The sequence below is a fragment of the Phyllobacterium endophyticum genome (assembly GCF_003010935.1).
Classification (GTDB): domain Bacteria; phylum Pseudomonadota; class Alphaproteobacteria; order Rhizobiales; family Rhizobiaceae; genus Phyllobacterium; species Phyllobacterium endophyticum.
In genome coordinates, this window is sequence record NZ_PGGN01000001.1 from 180,117 (window position 1) to 196,628 (window position 16,512).

At 58.5% G+C, this 16,512-nt stretch carries 17 protein-coding genes; 12 read left to right on the top strand and 5 right to left on the bottom strand.

The features are described from left to right. Nucleotides 1-26 precede the first annotated feature (26 nt). Nucleotides 27-698: a carbonic anhydrase gene (locus CU100_RS00865; RefSeq protein ID WP_106714680.1), complete on the top strand. Its 672-nt coding sequence runs from the start codon at nt 27-29 to the stop codon at nt 696-698. 10 nt (nt 699-708) lie between these two features. Beyond that, on the top strand, nt 709-1,119 hold the full coding sequence (locus CU100_RS00870) for a hypothetical protein (RefSeq protein ID WP_106714681.1): 411 nt from the start codon (nt 709-711) through the stop codon (nt 1,117-1,119). Nucleotides 1,120-1,167: 48 nt separating this feature from the next. Here CU100_RS00870 and CU100_RS00875 read toward each other — a convergent pair whose 3' ends face one another. Next, a complete protein-coding gene (locus tag CU100_RS00875) occupies nt 1,168-1,989 on the bottom strand; it encodes a lytic murein transglycosylase (protein ID WP_106714682.1) in 822 nt (273 codons plus the stop codon). Between the two features lie 340 nt (nt 1,990-2,329). On the opposite strand from CU100_RS00875, the gene CU100_RS00880 reads away from it, so the two are divergent. The 6 genes from CU100_RS00880 (at nt 2,330) to CU100_RS00905 (ending at nt 7,480) form a co-directional block, all read left to right on the top strand. Next, on the top strand, nt 2,330-2,605 hold the full coding sequence (locus tag CU100_RS00880) for a BrnT family toxin (protein ID WP_106714683.1): 276 nt from the start codon (nt 2,330-2,332) through the stop codon (nt 2,603-2,605). Continuing rightward, complete coding sequence (locus CU100_RS00885; RefSeq protein ID WP_106714684.1) at nt 2,586-2,936, top strand: BrnA antitoxin family protein; 351 nt, start codon at nt 2,586-2,588, stop codon at nt 2,934-2,936. Before CU100_RS00880 ends, CU100_RS00885 begins: the two co-directional genes overlap by 20 nt. Before the next feature lie 377 nt (nt 2,937-3,313). Beyond that, nucleotides 3,314-4,894 (top strand): signal recognition particle protein, encoded by a 1,581-nt coding sequence (gene ffh / locus CU100_RS00890; protein WP_106714685.1) that lies wholly within the window; start codon nt 3,314-3,316, stop codon nt 4,892-4,894. 2 nt (nt 4,895-4,896) lie between these two features. After that, on the top strand, nt 4,897-5,202 hold the full coding sequence (locus tag CU100_RS00895; RefSeq protein WP_407070283.1) for a chorismate mutase: 306 nt from the start codon (nt 4,897-4,899) through the stop codon (nt 5,200-5,202). Nucleotides 5,203-5,229: 27 nt separating this feature from the next. Next, nucleotides 5,230-5,691, top strand: a complete 462-nt coding sequence (rpsP, locus tag CU100_RS00900; protein ID WP_106714687.1) for a 30S ribosomal protein S16 — start codon at nt 5,230-5,232, stop codon at nt 5,689-5,691. A gap of 217 nt (nt 5,692-5,908) precedes the next feature. Continuing rightward, on the top strand, nt 5,909-7,480 hold the full coding sequence (locus CU100_RS00905) for an alkaline phosphatase D family protein (protein WP_106714688.1): 1,572 nt from the start codon (nt 5,909-5,911) through the stop codon (nt 7,478-7,480). 62 nt (nt 7,481-7,542) lie between these two features. Here CU100_RS00905 and CU100_RS00910 read toward each other — a convergent pair whose 3' ends face one another. Continuing rightward, complete coding sequence (locus CU100_RS00910; protein WP_106714689.1) at nt 7,543-8,151, bottom strand: TetR/AcrR family transcriptional regulator; 609 nt, start codon at nt 8,149-8,151, stop codon at nt 7,543-7,545. Nucleotides 8,152-8,251: 100 nt separating this feature from the next. Here CU100_RS00910 and CU100_RS00915 point away from each other — a divergent pair, with 100 nt between their 5' ends. Next, nucleotides 8,252-8,992, top strand: coding sequence for an SDR family oxidoreductase (locus tag CU100_RS00915; RefSeq protein WP_106714690.1), 741 nt, complete (start codon nt 8,252-8,254; stop codon nt 8,990-8,992). Between the two features lie 33 nt (nt 8,993-9,025). On the opposite strand, the gene CU100_RS00920 is transcribed toward CU100_RS00915, so the two are convergent. The 3 genes from CU100_RS00920 to CU100_RS00930 form a co-directional block, all read right to left on the bottom strand. Continuing rightward, nucleotides 9,026-9,379, bottom strand: coding sequence for a DUF983 domain-containing protein (locus tag CU100_RS00920; protein WP_106715914.1), 354 nt, complete (start codon nt 9,377-9,379; stop codon nt 9,026-9,028). Nucleotides 9,380-9,496: 117 nt separating this feature from the next. Next, the gene (locus tag CU100_RS00925; RefSeq protein ID WP_106714691.1) at nt 9,497-10,066 is read right to left on the bottom strand and encodes a methylated-DNA--[protein]-cysteine S-methyltransferase; all 570 of its coding nucleotides are present in this window, start codon (nt 10,064-10,066) and stop codon (nt 9,497-9,499) included. Between the two features lie 62 nt (nt 10,067-10,128). Continuing rightward, entirely contained in the window at nt 10,129-10,896 is a 768-nt protein-coding gene (locus CU100_RS00930; protein WP_106715915.1) for a DeoR/GlpR family DNA-binding transcription regulator, read from the bottom strand. A gap of 322 nt (nt 10,897-11,218) precedes the next feature. Between CU100_RS00930 and CU100_RS00935 the strand changes: the two genes are divergently transcribed. The 3 genes from CU100_RS00935 (at nt 11,219) to mgtE (ending at nt 16,416) form a co-directional block, all read left to right on the top strand. Further along, nucleotides 11,219-12,109, top strand: a complete 891-nt coding sequence (locus CU100_RS00935; protein WP_106714692.1) for a choline/ethanolamine kinase family protein — start codon at nt 11,219-11,221, stop codon at nt 12,107-12,109. 87 nt (nt 12,110-12,196) lie between these two features. Beyond that, the gene (locus CU100_RS00940) at nt 12,197-14,638 is read left to right on the top strand and encodes a GcvT family protein (RefSeq protein ID WP_106714693.1); all 2,442 of its coding nucleotides are present in this window, start codon (nt 12,197-12,199) and stop codon (nt 14,636-14,638) included. 392 nt (nt 14,639-15,030) lie between these two features. Beyond that, nucleotides 15,031-16,416: a magnesium transporter gene (gene mgtE, locus CU100_RS00950; protein WP_106714695.1), complete on the top strand. Its 1,386-nt coding sequence runs from the start codon at nt 15,031-15,033 to the stop codon at nt 16,414-16,416. The last annotated feature ends 96 nt before the right edge of the window (nt 16,417-16,512 follow it).

Sequence of the window (16,512 nt, forward strand, 5' to 3'; positions counted from 1 at the left end):
TCACTGTTCAGGATTAGAGGAAAAGAATGACTCTGCTTCCCGAAAGACTCCTCACCGGCTATCGCAACTTCATGGCGCAGCGTTATGCCAATGAGACGATGCGTTACAAGCAGCTGGCTGATCAGGGCCAGACCCCGGAAACCCTTGTCATCGCCTGCTGCGATTCTCGCTCGGCGCCTGAGATCATCTTCGACACTGCCCCCGGCGAAATTTTCGTCGTCCGCAACGTTGCCAATCTCGTACCGCCATACGCTCCGGATGGCGAATATCATTCGACCTCGGCAGCGCTCGAATTTGCCGTGCAGAGCCTTAAGGTGAAGAATATCGTCGTCCTTGGTCACGGCCGGTGTGGCGGCATCAAGGCCGCGCTCGATGGTGACAGCGAGCCTCTCTCTCCCGGCGACTTCATCGGCAAGTGGATGAGCCTCGTGGCTCCGGCTGCGGACGCGGTTTCCGCCAATGAGCTGATGACGCCGTTCGAGCGCCAGACTGCGCTGGAACGCATATCTATCCGCTATTCCCTGCGAAATCTGCGAACCTTCCCCTGTATCGACATCCTCGAAAAGAAAGGCCGACTCACCTTGCATGGCGCTTGGTTCGACATTTCCACAGGCGAACTGTGGATCATGAACCCGGAAACTGGTGACTTCCTCCGCCCCGACCCTGAAGAGGTCGGTGCCCCCGCCGCGCTCGAGTAGGAAACAGGCAATGGCGCGATTCATGATCATGATCGCCGTCATTCTCTCAGTAATGCGTCCTGGCTCTGCCGATGATGCACATAATGCAATCATAGAAGCCTGGTACTCGGCTCTCGGCACTGCGGACCGTTCGGTATTCGACAAAATTCTGGCCGACGAGGCCACGGTCATCCTGGAGGATATCGATACGATCCAGACGAAGGACGAGTTCCTGGCAAGTCTGGACGAGTGGAAGAATGCTGTCCATAACGCAAAAGTCCGCCACCGCATCGGCGGCGTTGAAGGCGAGACGACGACGGTTTTCGTCTGCTATCAGTTCCCTGCCAATACCACCTACACGCGCGAGATTTTCAACTTTCGCAACGGCAGGGTTATCGAAAGCGCCCAGACTTCCCTTGGAGGAGCCTGTGAGGGCTTCTGAACGGAAAAGGCCGGCGCGATGCCGGCCCCTCCACCAGAATGTTCGATATTATTCGCCGTCGATCTTCTGACCGATAATGGCAATCGCCTGCTGATATACGCTAGCAGCGTTCCAGCCGGCAATAGCGCCGAAATTCGCCTGACCTGGCTGGTAGCCTGCCCCCCTCTGCCAGCCATGCCCGACCAGAAAATTCGCTGTCGATGCGAGTGCATCGGCTTTCGAACGCACCATATCGATGCGGCCATTGCCGTCGCCATCAGCGCCGTAGCGTAGGACGTTGAGCGGAAGGAATTGTGTCTGGCCGATTTCGCCGTGCATGGCGCCGACCGCGTTGGGAGCCAGCGTGCCATTGTCGATAAGCTTCAAAGCGGCATTCAGGTGGGGCCGGAAGTAATCCGGTCGACGGCAGTCATAGGCAAGTGTGGCCACTGCGGAGAGCGTGTTCTGGTTGCCAAGGAAGCTGCCGAAGCCGGTTTCCATGCCCCAGATGGCGATGATCGGTCCGGCTGGCACGCCATAGCGCTGCTCGATCCGGTCGAATAGTGCGGCGTTCTGGGCCTTTTGCGCCCGGCCCCGTGAGATGATCGTCTGGGCGCCGCGTACCTGCATGAACTTGTCGAGCGTGTATTTGAAGCTTTTCATGTTGCGATCGGCATTGATCGTCTTCGTGGAATACTTGACGCCATCCAGAGCATTGATGCCCCTGCTGCCAATGCCCTGCGCTGCGGCTTCCTGCTTGTAATCCTGGACCCATGCCTCGAATCCCGCGGACGTCTTGCCGCACGAGGCGGCAGCCTGCGCTGCGCCAGCGGTCATGAGAAGCGCTGTCGCTACAGCTGCAAAAAATCTGCTTTTGGCAACGAATGCCATGAAAATCTCCTCGAAGGTTGAATCGTCGTGTTCTATCTGCCATTTTTCTGCTGTGCTGTCATCTGCAAGAATAGAGCTAAATCGGGTGAAACAGCACTCATTCTCGAAGTTTCAGCCCAAATTTGAGCCTGCATATACGGCAGATCGCGGTTGACCCCGGCCAAACCCATGTCTCGTTTGGGTGCAATCCTGGGTTGCCTTGGCCATTGCGCGGCAAAGGCCGCGTGTTGAACTAATTGATGAGAGCCCCTCACACTGTTCTTCTTTAAGCTCAATCCTGTTCGGTTATGCTCGTCTGGTATTTTTGTATATACAATAATTATTGACCAAAGCGATTTTCATGAGTAGATTTGTTTGGGACGAAGAAAAGAACCGGAGCAACTTGCTCAAACACAAAGTCGGTTTTGACATCGCGGAGCAGTTTCAATTCGGGACCGCGGTGGAGTGGCTCGACTTGCGTACGGATTATGGCGAGGAACGAATTAGAGCCATTGGACTGATCGCAACCAGGTTGTTCGTTCTTGTATACACCGAACGTGGCGATGTGATCCGGGTTATCTCTTTGAGGCCCGCTTTGAGGAAGGATGTAAACGAATATGTTGAGTCGAAAACATAAGACGTGGACGGACGAGGAAGCCCTGGCGCTCGCGATTGCCTACGGGAATTCATTGACAGATGAAGAAGACGCCGCACTCACCAAAGCAGCTACAGAGGACCCCGACACTATCCTGGCAGGTGTTTTGACAAAGCGTCGCCCGGGTCGTCCGGTCACTGAAGCGCCCAAGATCCCCGTCTCCATCCGCCTTAGCCCCGACGTACTCGATCATTTTCGCTCGGGCGGTCGTGGCTGGCAGGGCCGTATCGACGAGGCGTTGCGAAAGTTCATGCAGCACGAAACCGGGCTTGGGCAGCCGGACACCGCGTCTCGCCGGAAGAAACGCGCCTGAACCTTCAGATCTTGACTTCACATTGTATTTCCTGTTTAAGCCCGCTATCCACCGCGACGAGTTCTAGCTCCGAGCAGCCAACCGGGACCCGGCAAGGGTTCAACGATCCCGGAGGTCAACACCCGACAGCGCGATGCGCCCTCGGGTGTCATTCTGCTTTGAGCTCTTTGCCCTGGCGCGGTTGGTACTTATCTTTTGGGGAACGGGTCTCTGAAGGATAAGAGTCCGTTGGGAAAGTCGCTGCGGCGAGCCATATGACGTGGTTTTCAAAGAACCAGGGCGCAGCGTACTTAAGGTGCGTGAGCACCGGAAGCACAGAAAACTGCGTCAGATGACCGCCGCAGTAGAGTTTACAACGGACTCTGAAGGAAAATTGGATGTTTGAAAGCTTACAGGAACGACTGGGTTCGATATTGAACGGCCTGACAGGCCGCGGCGCGCTGTCGGATGCCGATGTGGCGGCCGCCTTGCGCGAAGTGCGCCGGGCGTTGATCGAAGCTGACGTTTCCCTTGATGTCGTACGCTCGTTTACCGACAAGGTCCGTGCCAAGGCGGTAGGCGCAGATATCGTCAAGAGCATCAAGCCCGGTCAGATGGTCGTCAAGATCGTCCATGATGAACTCGTCGACATGCTTGGCGCCGAGGGCGTCACCATCGATTTGAACGCTCCTGCGCCAGTCGTCATCATGATGGTCGGTCTTCAGGGCTCCGGTAAAACCACCACCACCGGCAAGATCGGCAAGCGCCTGACAGAGCGGTCAAGGAAAAAGGTGCTTCTCGCCTCTCTGGATACGCGCCGTCCCGCCGCGCAGGAACAGTTGCGCCAGCTCGGCGTACAGACTGGCGTTGATACGCTGCCGGTCATAGCCGGGCAAACGCCGGTCGAGATCGCTGCGCGCGCCGTGCAGGCGGCCAAGCTCGGCGGCCATGATGTGGTCATTCTTGATACGGCCGGCCGCACCCATATCGACGAGCCGCTTATGCTCGAAATGGCCGATATCAAGAAGAAGGCCAATCCGCACGAAATCCTGCTCGTCGCCGATGCGCTGACCGGCCAGGACGCCGTCAATCTTGCGCGCTCCTTCGATGAGCGCGTCGGCATTACCGGCCTCGTTCTCACCCGCATGGACGGCGATGGGCGCGGTGGTGCGGCACTGTCCATGCGCGCCGTCACCGGCAAGCCGATCAAGCTCATCGCCACCGGCGAAAAGATGGATGCGCTGGAGGAATTCTATCCCCGCCGTATCGCCGACCGCATTCTTGGCATGGGCGACATCGTTTCGCTGGTCGAGAAGGCTGCCGAAAACATCGACGCGGAAAAAGCCGCCGCGATGGCCAAAAAGATGCAGTCCGGCAAATTCGACCTGAACGATCTGGCTGACCAGATCGGCCAGATGCAGAAGATGGGCGGCATGGGCGGCATCATGGGGATGATGCCTGGCATGGGCAAGATGAAGGATCAGATGGCCGCTGCCGGCCTTGACGATTCCATCTTCAAACGCCAGCTCGCCATCATCTCATCGATGACAAAGGCGGAGCGCAGCAACCCGGACATGCTCAAGCATTCCCGCAAGCAGCGTATTGCCAAGGGCTCCGGCACCAATGCCGCCGACATCAACAAGCTTCTCAAGATGCACCGCCAGATGGCGGACATGATGAAGGCGATGGGCGGCAAGGGCAAAGGCGGCATGATGAAACAGATGATGGGCGGCCTTGGCGCCAAGATGGGGCTTGGGGGTCTCGGCGGCATGGGAGGCATGCCCGACCTGTCGAAAATGGACCCGAAGCAGCTTGAAGCCTTGCAGAAGCAGGCGGAAGCAGCCGGCTTCGGCAAAGGCGGCGGCTTGCCCGGCGGACCCGGTGGACTTCCAGGCGGTTTGGGCGGGCTTGGCGGCGGCATGCCGCGCCTGCCTGGCCTCGGCGGCGGCCTGCCCGGCCTGCCAAAGAAGAAAGGATGAATATGTCATCGTCATCCCTTCCCAAGGAACTGCTCGAGTTGCGCGCATCCATCGACAATATCGATGCGGCGCTGATCCACATGCTGGCCGAACGCTTCCGCTGCACGAAGGCAGTGGGCGTTCTGAAGGCGAAGAATGGCCTCGCACCTGCTGACCCGGGCCGCGAGAAACAACAGGTCGAACGGCTGCGCTCGCTGGCGCTCGATTCAGATCTGGACCCCGATTTTGCCGAGAAGTTCCTGAACTTCATCGTCAAGGAAGTGATCAGGCATCACGAAACAACAGCCGCCAAGGAAAACGGCGGCTAAAGCAAACACACGTCAAGGAGAATACCAATGCCACTGAAAATCCGTCTGGCCCGCGCAGGGTCGAAAAAGCGCCCTTACTACCACGTCGTCATTGCTGACGTCCGCTCGCCGCGCGATGGCCGTTTCATCGAGAACGTCGGTTCCTGGAACCCGATGCTCCCCAAGGACGGCGACCGCGTAAAGCTGGATGCCGACCGCATCAACTACTGGATCGGTCATGGCGCGCAGCCGACAGACCGCGTCCTTCGCTTCCTGGACCAGGCCGGTATCGCCAAGCGCGACACCCGCTTGAATCCTGAAAAGGCATTGCCGGGCAAGAAGGCACAGGAACGAGTTGCCATGGCCAAGCAGGCCGAGGAAGATGCAAAGGCCAAGGTCATTGCTGATGCGGAAGCCGCCGCTGCTGCCGCCGAAGCCGAAAAGGCCGCCGCTGCTGAAGCAGCTGCCGCTCCGGCCGAAGAAGCTCCTGCGGAAGAAACCGCCGGCTGATCATCAGCTTTCACTGCCGACGACGAAACGGGTGGCTTCTGCCGCCCGTTTTCGTTTTGAACAATCTTCACACAACTGCAAAAAAACTGAAACGTTCTCCGCGCAAAGAAGGGCTGCCAGCCACACCTTCCCAGCCACACCTTCAATGGCGCATGATGTTCCTTAAAGCCATCGACGATGGTCCCGGATCATGCGAGCAAGCCCGGAGATAATATTCATGACCAGATCGGCACCCTTCACTCGCCGCAGCTTTCTTGCCACATCGGGAGCCGCCGCACTGACCGCGGCATCGGGCCTTGCCCTTCCATCCTACTCGCGCGCCAATTCGCGCCCTCTGTTTACCCATGGCGTACAGTCCGGTGATGTCGATGCGACGACCGGCATGATCTGGACGCGGACTGACAAGCCGGCGCGGGTGAATATCGAGATTTCCACGAAGGAGAGCTTCGCCGGCGCCACGAGATTGCCGCCGCTCGACGCCCTGCCCGACAGCGATCTTGCCGTAAAGCAGCTATTGGCCGACCTCGCTCCGGACCAGGATATTTTCTACCGCCTGACCGCAGTCGATCTCGGCGATATCAACGCTGTCTCGGAGCCGATTGTCGGACGTTTCAAGACAGCGCCCATGGCCAGGCGCAATATCCGCTTTGCCTGGTCGGGCGATACGGTTGGTCAGGGTTGGGGCATCGACGAGACCGGCATGAAGACCTATGCGACAATTGCCCGCCACACCCCCGATTTCTTCCTGCACTCGGGCGATACAGTCTATGCAGACGGCCCTCTCGTCGAGGAAACCAAGCTGAAGGACGGCACCATTTGGAAGAACCGCATCATCACCGATGAGAAGCGCAAGGTAGCCGAAACGCTGGACGAATATCGCGGCCAGTGGAAATACAATCTGCTCGACGACCACGTCCGTGCGCTGAATGCGATCTGCCCGACCTTCCTTCAGTGGGACGATCACGAGGTGGTCAACAACTGGTCTTCCTCCAGGGACTTGTCCGCTGACGATCGCTACACCGAAAAGTCCATCGCGCTCTTGTCGGCCCGGGCCGGGCGTGCCTTTCACGAGATGACCCCGATCCGGTATACGCCAGCTGAACCAGGGCGGGTTTACCGGAAGATCGCCTATGGTCCGCTCCTTGATGTTTTCTTTCTCGACCTGCGCTCCTATCGCGGCCCGAATGGACCGAACATGGAGGATACGCTCAGCCCGGAATCCTCGATCCTCGGTGCTGATCAGGTGCGCTGGCTGAAACGCGAATTGCTGAACTCCCGGGCCACATGGAAGGTGATCGCCTCCGATATGCCGCTAGGGGTCGTCGTGTGGGACAATGGCAAGGAGAAGAAGGGCTCGGAAGCCGTCGCCAATGGCGATCACGGCGCGGCAAAGGGCCGGGAGCTCGAAATCGCCGATCTGCTGCGCTTCATCAAAACAGCCGGTATTCGCAATACAGTCTGGTTCACGGCCGATGTGCACTATACGGCAGCGCATTATTACAATCCGGACAAGGCGCAGTTCCAGGACTTCGATCCCTTCTGGGAGTTCGTTTCCGGCCCCATCCATGCCGGTACTTTCGGGCCGAATGATCTCGACCAGACCTTCGGGCCGGAGCTGAAGTTCATCAAGGCGCCGACGCCCGAGCAGGGTCAGAACCTGCCGCCATCCGCAGGGCTGCAATTCTTCGGCCTGGTCGATATCGACAGCGCCAGCGAACAGATGACCGTGAGGCTGATGGACCGCGAAGATGCCGAACTTTACAAGGTGACGCTCGATCCAGTCCGTTAGATGTGAGGCAATGGTGGCCGGTTATGCAAATTTCAGCCTGACGAGGCAGCATTTGATGCCCGTCAGCGCGAAATCAGGCTGTCCCAGGCGGCCATGGCTGCATCGGCAGTCTTCTTCAATTGCGCAAGCGTTGCGCCATCACGCGCTGTGATCGACATCCCGTGCTGCACGGTGGCGTAGAACTCCGCCACCTGTTGCAGGTCGATATCGGCCGAAAGCTCGCCCTCGCGCACGGCGCGTTCAAGCCGCGCCCGCAATTGTGCCACATTGTCGAGCCGCCGTTCCTTCAAGAGCGCGCAAGGCGTATCCGGAGCCCCGTCGTCGCCATGCAGCGCGCCGAGTACCACCATGCATCCATGCGGCTGATCGGGATCCGTATGGGACAACGCCGTCTGCATGAGAAAATCCGCAACACCTTCTTTCGCGGTCGGCGCCGTCGGCAGTGAATATTTGATGCGCTGGCCGATCTTGTCCGAGTAGAGTTCGACAGCCTCCCTGAACAGCGCCGCCTTGCTGCCAAATGCAGCGTAGAGGCTGGGGGCATTGATCTGCATCGCGTCGGTCAGATCGGCCATCGATGCACTCTCATAGCCCTTGCGCCAGAAGACACGCATTGCACTGTCAAGTGCAGCGTCGCGATCGAACGCGCGCGGCCGGCCCTTCTGCGACATGGTGCATCTCCTTCTGTAATGATCAATACATAATTCGCTTGACCCCCCGGTGCAAGCGCTCTATGCGATTATGTATCGATCACTACAAAAAGGAGAAAACATGTCGGATCTCAATAGCAAGGTCGCCTTCGTCACCGGCGGCAGCCGTGGCATGGGCGCGGCAATCGCCCTCAAGCTCGCAGAGGATGGCGCGGATATCGCCATCACCTACACAAGCGCCGCTGCCAAGGCGCAGGAAACAGTCGCAGCCATCGAGAAGCTTGGCCGGCGCGCCATTGCGTTTCAGGCGGACAATCTCGATGCCGCCGCAGTCGAAGCCGCGGTCAGGGAGACCCACGCCGCATTTGGCAGGCTCGACATTCTCGTCAACAATGCGGGCGTCTACACGATGGATAGCGTCGATAACCTGACGCTCGACGAGTTCGACCGCGTCATGTCGATTCACGTCCGCGCGAGTTTTGTCGCGGCGAAAACTGCAGCTGCCTTGATGGGTCCAGGCGGGCGGATCATCACCATCGGCAGCAATCTTGGCGAGATCGTGCCCTTCCCTGGCCTCATCGCCTATGCGACCAGCAAGGCCGCGCTCACCGGAATGACAAAGGCGCTGGCGCGTGATCTCGGCCCGAGGGAGATCACCGCGAATATCATCCAACCGGGCTCGACCGATACGGACATGAACCCCGCCAATGGCGATCACGCGGATGGCCAACGCGCCCGCATGGCAATTCCAAGATTCGGAGAAGCGAGCGACATTGCCGGTCTTGTCGCGTTTCTGGCAGGCAACGAGGGCCGCTTCATCACAGGAGCATCGCTCACGATCGATGGCGGTGCCAACGCCTGATCAGGCTGCCCGCAAGGCGATGGTACTTCAAACCTACTTGTCGCCCTTGCCTGCCAGCTTGCCCTCTTCGGCTTTGTGGAAATATTGCGAACAGACCAGCCAGCCCTTTAGCGGGCGCAGGAGAGCCAGGCTGCCAAGCAGCGTCAGTGGCATTGTCGTGATGAGATGCACCCAGATCGGAACATCAAACGCCGTTTGCAACCACAGGGCGAATACCAGGGCGGGAACGGCAACGATGGTCATGGCGAAGAAAGCTGGCCCATCTGCGGGATCGGCAAAGGAATAGTCGAGCCCACACACTTCGCAACTTGGCGCCAGCGTAAGATAGCCATTGAAGAGATGGCCCTTCTGGCATTGCGGACAGCGCCCGAGTATCCCGGTTTTCATCGGGTTGTCAGTCGGATCGAATTGAACGTGTGACACGGGACCTTCCGCCTTTCCGGTTGCAATGGCGACCAACCTGTCAAACATAGGCAGGATACGCTTGAAAATGCAGGTGGCAGTTTAGCACAGGCTACCCTGCGCCGTAATCGGATGGAAAACCGGGCGTCCCGCCATGCCGGCAAGAACGCGATGTTCCAGATCGAGCAGGAACCGCTTGCGCCGCTTTCCGCCCCCGTAGCCCGTCAGCGACCCGTCCGCGCCAATTACCCGGTGGCATGGCACGACGATTGCAATGCGGTTCTGGCCATTGGCCGCCCCGACCGCGCGGCTCGAACCCGGCCTGCCGAGTTCTCGTGCAATGCCGCCATAGGTTCGCGTCTCACCGTAAGGTATTGCCCGCAGGCTCTCCCATATTTGAAGTTGAAACGGCATGCCGGGGGTCGCAAGCGGCGTCTCGAACGTGGTGAGCGTACCGGCGAAATAGGCGCTCACTTCGCGCGTGACCTGGTCAAGAACCACATTGTCGCCGTTCTCGATGAGATAGCCGTAGCGCTTCTCCAGTTCCTCGACCTCCAGTGGCAACGCCGGCCGGTCATGAAATTCCAGCAATGACAAACCCTCTTCGCCTGCCATGGCGATCATCGGGCCGATGGGTGTCTCTACGGTTTTCTTTTGCAAAAGTCTGGTCATGAACTTCGCTCCGGTTTGAAGCAAGTCTAGCACCCGGGCCGGTCACGGCCACCCGTTTTGCGTCACGAACCGTTCCGGGCGATATTCACGGTCGTGCCGGCTGCTTTCAGGGCCTGCATGATGTTTTCCGGCGGCTCCTCATCGGTCACCAGTTCCTGAAAGCCTCCGAGGCCGCACACCTGGACCAGACCACGCTTGCCGAATTTGCCTGCATCGGTGATTGCAAGCGAGCGCGCCCCGCGCGACAGGACGGTACGTGCGAATTCCGCTTCCTCCAGGTCAAAGTCCATTATCCCGCCCGCAACATCGAGCGCCCCTACGGAAATAACCGAATGCGCGACACTGAAGCGGCTGATGAATTCGTTGGCGGAAACCCCGAATGCTGCCCCGCTGTCGCTGCGCAGTTCACCACCCGCCATGAACACCCTGTTGCCGTTCACTGTGGCCAGGGTCCGGGCGATATCCGACGAATTCGTGATGACAGTGAGGTTTCGATGCTGCAGGAGTTCCCGCGCAAGGAAGCTCGTCGTCGTCCCGGTATCCAGCATGATGGAATCGCCGTTCTTTATGGTTTCCGCCACCCATTGGGCTATCCTGCGCTTGGCGCCCGCGTTCTCCCGCATCCGTGTCTCGAACGGCGCCTCGCCAAGATGCTGCGGCAGGCCAATGGCTCCGTGAATTTTGACGACGGTGCCGTCATTGGTCATGGGCTTCACGTCACGCCGGATCGTTTCCAGCGATACCCCCAGCTTGTCCGCAAGGTCCGCGATCGAGATCGTTCCCTCGTCCTGCAACAGCCGCTTGATTTCACCATGTCGTTTGGAATTCATGCCGGAAACCTTAACCAAGAGTGAATTGTCCACAGCATTACCACAAAATTTTTGCAATTCGGTCATCAAAGCCACAAATCACCACAGAATCCTGTTGACATAGGTGATCTGAAGGCAGAATGTCACATTAATAGATGAATGTGTGGTTCGACAGACTCATCATGAGGGGGAGTATCCCTGCAAATAACCAAGAAGCAGACATGGGGATGCGCAATAGAAGTCTTTGCCACAGACGGATTACTGTTCGCGGAGAGTCCACAATTCTTCCCAGACAGAATAGCTTCGTCATGGTGAGTCTTTCGAACCACACGTTTACCGGCCGATGAGGGAAGCCGCCGGCATCAAGCGGCGCATCGCTGCCATTCCGCTCTGGCACGGCGATATCCGGGTAGCTCTTCTGAAGGGCGGCATCAGCAACGAAAGCTATGTGGTCGAGGACGATACCGGCAAATACGTCGTGCGTTTCGGCAAGGACTACCCCTTCCATCATGTATTTCGAAACCGGGAGGCGATGACGGCCAGGGCCGCGCATCAGGCAGGTTTTGCGCCTGAATTGTTCTACGCGGGCGAGGGTGTCATGGTGACCGCCTTCCTGGGGGCGAGGACCTACGGTGCCGACGATGTTCGCGCCAATATTCCGCGCGTTGCCGAGCTTATCCGGCGGTTTCACACCGCGATGCCGGAAAATATTCTCGGTCCCGGCTTCATGTTCTGGGTCTTTCACGTCATTCGCGATTATGCCCGGACCCTTCGGGCGGGCAATAGTCGCATGGTACCTCATCTTGGCACCTATCTCGCCATCGCCGCTGAAATGGAAGCGGTGCAGAAGCCACTGCCGATCATCTTCAGCCACAACGATCTTCTACCGGCCAATATACTCGACGATGGCAGCCGCCTTTGGCTGATCGATTTCGAGTATGCCGGGTTTTCTACCTCCATGTTCGATCTTGCCGGCCTTGCATCCAACGCCGGGCTCGATGATGAAGAATCCGAGGCGCTGCTTGCCGCTTATTTCCATGCAGCGCCTGATGCGGAACTCAAGCGTGCCCATGCGGCCATGCAATGCGCCTCATTGTTGCGTGAAGCCATGTGGAGCATGGTTTCTGAACTCCACCTCCATGCGCCCGGCGTCGACTATATCGCCTATACCGACGAGAACTTGCTGAAGCTTGATCAGGCCCTCGATCAATATAGGTCACGCTATGGAAAATAGCGGAAGCTTGTCTGCTCATGCAGAACGCACCGCCTTGTGCCAACAAGCCTCAGGAAAAACTGCCTTTCACAGAGAGCCTATATTATTATGACCCTTCCCTCCCATGCCCAGATCGTCGTCATAGGCGGGGGCATCATCGGCTGTTCCACGGCCTACCACCTTGCGAAGGACCACAAGGCGGATGTGGTCTTGCTGGAAATGGGGCAGCTCACGTCAGGCTCGACCTGGCACGCTGCCGGTCTGGTCGGGCAGTTGCGCTCGTCGGCCTCGATCACGCGCGTTCTCAAGTATTCGGTGGACCTGTACAAACGGCTCTCTGAAGAAACAGGCCTCGAAACGGGCTGGAAGATGACCGGTTGCCTGCGGCTCGCCACCAATCAAGACCGCTGGACCGAGTTCCGCCGTCTCGCTACGACCGCCGGAAGTTTCGGCATGGAAATGCACCTCCTGTCGCCGCGCGAAGTCAAGGAGATGGTCCCGCTGATGCGTGTGGACGATCTCATTGGCGCGAGTTGGCTGCCGACTGACGGCCAGGCCAGCCCTTCCGACATCACGCAGTCGCTCGCCAAGGGTGCGCGCATGCATGGCGCAAAACTCATCGAAAATATTCGCGTCACCGGTTTTGAAATGCAGGGCGACAGGATCGTCAAGGTAAAGACGGACCAAGGCGACATTGCCTGTGAAAAGGTCGTCAATTGTGCCGGCCAATGGGCAAGGCAGGTCGGCGAGATGGCCGGTATCAATGTTCCCCTGCAACCGGTGAAGCATCAATACATTATCACCGAGAAGATCGACGGCCTTGCCTCCGATGCACCGACGATCCGCGATCCGGACCGGCGCACCTATTTCAAGGAGGAAGTGGGTGGCCTCGTCATGGGCGGTTACGAGCCCAACCCGCAAAGCTGGGTTACCGGCGATGTACCTCATGATTGGCAGTTCCGCCTGTTCGACGATGATTTCGACCATTTCGAACAGCATATGCTGCAAGCCATCGAACGTATTCCGGCGCTTGAAACCGCCGGCGTCAAGCAGATGATCAACGGTCCCGAGAGCTTTACACCCGATGGCAATTTCATCCTCGGGGTAGCGCCGGAATGTTCGAACATGTTTGTCGGCGCGGGTTTCAACGCTTTCGGCATAGCCTCAGGCGGTGGAGCGGGCTGGGTGCTGGCACAATGGGCTATCGACGGCGAAGCCCCGCTGGATCTTTGGACAGTCGATATCAGGCGCTTTTCCGACCTGCACCGCGACCGCGACTGGGTCCGCGACCGCACCCTGGAAGCCTATGGCAAGCACTACACGATCGGTTTCCCGCACGAGGAATATGTATCCGGCCGGCCCGCCATCGTTTCCCCGCTCTATGACCGGCTGAAGAAACACCGTGCGGTTTTCGGTTCAAAGCTCGGATGGGAGCGCCCCAACTGGTTTGCTCCAGAAGGTACGCCCGCGGAAGACGTCTATTCCATGGGCCGTCAGAACTGGTTCGAGGCGGTCGGCGAAGAGCATCGGCACATACGCGAACATGTCGGCATTTTCGATCAGTCGTCTTTCGCCAAATTCGAGCTTACCGGAACCGACGCCGTGAAGGCGCTTGACTACATCTGCGCCAACGACGTGACCAAACCGGCCGGCCGTCTCACCTATACCCAGCTTCTGAATGGACGCGGCGGCATCGAGTGCGACCTGACGGTTGCCAGGCTCTCCGACGATAAATTCTACATAGTCACGGGTACCGGGTTCCGGACGCATGACTTCGCCTGGATCCGCGAACACATCTCTCCTGGCCTCGACGTCGAGCTGACCGACATAACGGAAAGCTACGGCACCCTGTCGCTGATGGGACCGAAGGCCCGCGATGTACTGCGTCAGGTCACCAATGCCGATGTCGGCAACAGTGCGTTTCCTTTCGGCCATGTCAGGGAGATCGAAATCGCCGGCAGCGTTGTTCGTGCCCTGCGGGTAACCTATGTCGGCGAACTCGGCTGGGAGTTGCACATACCAATAGAAGCAACCGGGGCGGTCTTCGATGCCCTGATGCTGGCTGGCAAGGAATTCGGCATCAGGCCCGTCGGCTACAGGGCACTCGAATCGCTGCGTCTGGAGAAAGGCTACCGTGCCTGGGGTTCCGACATCACCCCGAACGACTCGCCTTTCGAGGCGGGGCTCGGCTTTGCGGTGAAGCTGCGTCTCGGTGCCCGGTTCATCGGCCGCCCGGCAAGTGAGGCCATCCGTGCCGCTCCGCTCAAGAAGCGCCTCGCTACGTTCACGGTCGCGGACAAGTCTGTCGTTCTCCTCGGCCGCGAAACCATCCTGCGCGACGGGGAGCCTGTCGGGTACCTCACCAGCGGCGGCTATGGCTATACGGTCGGCAACCCCATCGGTTTGGGTTACGTACGCAACGCCGTAGGTGTGAGCGACCCCTTCCTCGCCGAAGGCAATTATGAGCTCGTCGTTGCCAACGAACGCTACTCCGCCAAGGTCCATCTTCAGCCGGTTTACGACCCGCGCAACGAGCGGGTGAAGACATGAAGCCTGTCCTCCTGCGATTTGATTCCAAAATTGTCGGTCGCGCGGCGGCCTCTGACGAAATAGAACCGGTCTCGCAGAAGAACTGACGCGTTTCGAATGAAAAACGGTGTTTTTGGCGCGATATTTTCGACCTTTGCGCGCAATTTGCGTGCACAGAGTTGTGTTTTCGGCCGCAGACCAAAACGCTTGACTTTGCAGTGCCGCAAGACCAAATGACAACTTGCAGGCCCGTTTATTCGCAGGTCTGCATATCTTCAACCGGAGTTAAATCTCTCATGCCCAGCGACGACAGTAGTAGTCGATTGTTTGCGCCGTCAATGGCGGTCGTGGCCTGATCTGAGATCAGCTCGCCTCGATCCCGTGACGGCGGATCGATAGAAAGGCGAGCTAAAATGAACGACCTTCGCTTCCCCAATGTTGCGGTCAATGCCCGGCCGGCACCCGCACCGACCATCGCACAACAGCTTGCAACCATGCATGCTGCCGATGCTATCGAGCTATTGAACGAGCTCGAACTCCTTGAATCCATTGAGATTCTCTCCGAGATGCCGCACGAACATGCCGTTCTGATCCTTGATCAGCCTGAGCTGCAGGAGGCGGCCAATATCATAAAAAGATTGCCGGCAGAGACGGCGCGGCAGCTCCTCGACGCCATGTCGATCGATCGCGTCACCGACATCTTCCAGCAGTTCGACGCACAGACCCGCGTCCGGCTTGGCGTCGGCCTCGGACCCGAAACGTCAGCCGCGCTGCGCAAGTTGCTACGCTATCCGCCGCACACGGCCGGAAGTTTGATGACAACCGAGTTCGTCAGCGTGCCCTCGAACTGGAGCGTCGCACAAACGCTGCAGCACATTCGCGAAGTCGAGCGCTCCCGCGAAACCATTTATGCGATCTATGTCATTGATCCGGATACAAAAAAGCTGCGGAGAGCCGTCGCCCTGCGCCGCCTTATTACAAGTGAACCGGACGCTTCCATCATGAGCGTTGGCCGTGATGTCGCGCCCGTTAACGTTTCTCCCCTCACTGATCAGGAGGACGTGGCGCGGCTCTTCCGCAAGCATGACCTGCTTGCGGTCCCTGTGGTAAACGACGCGGACCAGATCATCGGTATCGTCACCGTCGATGATGTAATCGACGCCATGACGCAGGAAATGACCGAAGATACGTTGAAGTTCGGCGGCATGGAGGCTTTGCACAAGCCCTACATGCAAATCGGTTTCGTGCAGATGCTTGGCAAGCGCGCCGGCTGGCTCGGAATATTGTTCCTCAGCGAGATGCTCACCGCCAGCGCCATGCAGCATTTTGAAGGAGAGCTGGAAAAAGCGGTCGTTCTGACCCTTTTTATACCGCTGATCATGAGTTCCGGCGGCAATTCCGGCTCGCAGGCCACGTCTCTGCTCATTCGCGCGCTCGCTCTGCAGGAATTGCGGCTGAAAGATTGGTGGCGGGTCGCACTGCGCGAAATTCCCACAGGGCTTGTTCTAGGCTCGTTTCTCGGGTTGATCGGCGTTGTCCGCATCGCGACATGGCAGATGCTCGGCTTCTACGACTATGGCCAACACTGGCCCCTGGTAGCGGCGACTGTCGGCACCGCGCTGGTTGGCATCGTCACTTTCGGCTCGCTTGCAGGCTCGATGCTGCCATTTGCCATGCAGAAGCTCGGCTTCGATCCCGCCAGTGCTTCAGCTCCCTTCGTGGCGACCCTCGTGGATGTTACGGGACTGGTGATTTACTTCAGTATTGCGCTGGTTATCCTGTCCGGAACCTTGCTCTGAACTTTTGGCCTGCATGGCAGCCATGCGGGCCAAAACGCTTTGCCCCCTTTCGCATTTGCGAAAAAACATGTATGGAGCGCGCAAATGTAAAGCGGC

Coding starts and splice junctions, on each gene's coding strand:
- CU100_RS00940 (WP_106714693.1), top strand. CDS start 12,197: ATGACCCTTCCCTCCCATGCCCAGATCGTCGTCATAGGCGGGGGCATC.
- CU100_RS00875 (WP_106714682.1), bottom strand. CDS start 1,989: ATGGCATTCGTTGCCAAAAGCAGATTTTTTGCAGCTGTAGCGACAGCG.
- ffh (WP_106714685.1), top strand. CDS start 3,314: ATGTTTGAAAGCTTACAGGAACGACTGGGTTCGATATTGAACGGCCTG.
- CU100_RS00880 (WP_106714683.1), top strand. CDS start 2,330: ATGAGTAGATTTGTTTGGGACGAAGAAAAGAACCGGAGCAACTTGCTC.
- CU100_RS00905 (WP_106714688.1), top strand. CDS start 5,909: ATGACCAGATCGGCACCCTTCACTCGCCGCAGCTTTCTTGCCACATCG.
- CU100_RS00935 (WP_106714692.1), top strand. CDS start 11,219: ATGAGGGAAGCCGCCGGCATCAAGCGGCGCATCGCTGCCATTCCGCTC.
- CU100_RS00865 (WP_106714680.1), top strand. CDS start 27: ATGACTCTGCTTCCCGAAAGACTCCTCACCGGCTATCGCAACTTCATG.
- CU100_RS00915 (WP_106714690.1), top strand. CDS start 8,252: ATGTCGGATCTCAATAGCAAGGTCGCCTTCGTCACCGGCGGCAGCCGT.
- CU100_RS00920 (WP_106715914.1), bottom strand. CDS start 9,379: ATGAAAACCGGGATACTCGGGCGCTGTCCGCAATGCCAGAAGGGCCAT.
- CU100_RS00885 (WP_106714684.1), top strand. CDS start 2,586: ATGTTGAGTCGAAAACATAAGACGTGGACGGACGAGGAAGCCCTGGCG.
- CU100_RS00895 (WP_407070283.1), top strand. CDS start 4,897: ATGTCATCGTCATCCCTTCCCAAGGAACTGCTCGAGTTGCGCGCATCC.
- CU100_RS00925 (WP_106714691.1), bottom strand. CDS start 10,066: ATGACCAGACTTTTGCAAAAGAAAACCGTAGAGACACCCATCGGCCCG.
- CU100_RS00870 (WP_106714681.1), top strand. CDS start 709: ATGGCGCGATTCATGATCATGATCGCCGTCATTCTCTCAGTAATGCGT.
- CU100_RS00910 (WP_106714689.1), bottom strand. CDS start 8,151: ATGTCGCAGAAGGGCCGGCCGCGCGCGTTCGATCGCGACGCTGCACTT.
- CU100_RS00930 (WP_106715915.1), bottom strand. CDS start 10,896: ATGAATTCCAAACGACATGGTGAAATCAAGCGGCTGTTGCAGGACGAG.
- rpsP (WP_106714687.1), top strand. CDS start 5,230: ATGCCACTGAAAATCCGTCTGGCCCGCGCAGGGTCGAAAAAGCGCCCT.
- mgtE (WP_106714695.1), top strand. CDS start 15,031: ATGAACGACCTTCGCTTCCCCAATGTTGCGGTCAATGCCCGGCCGGCA.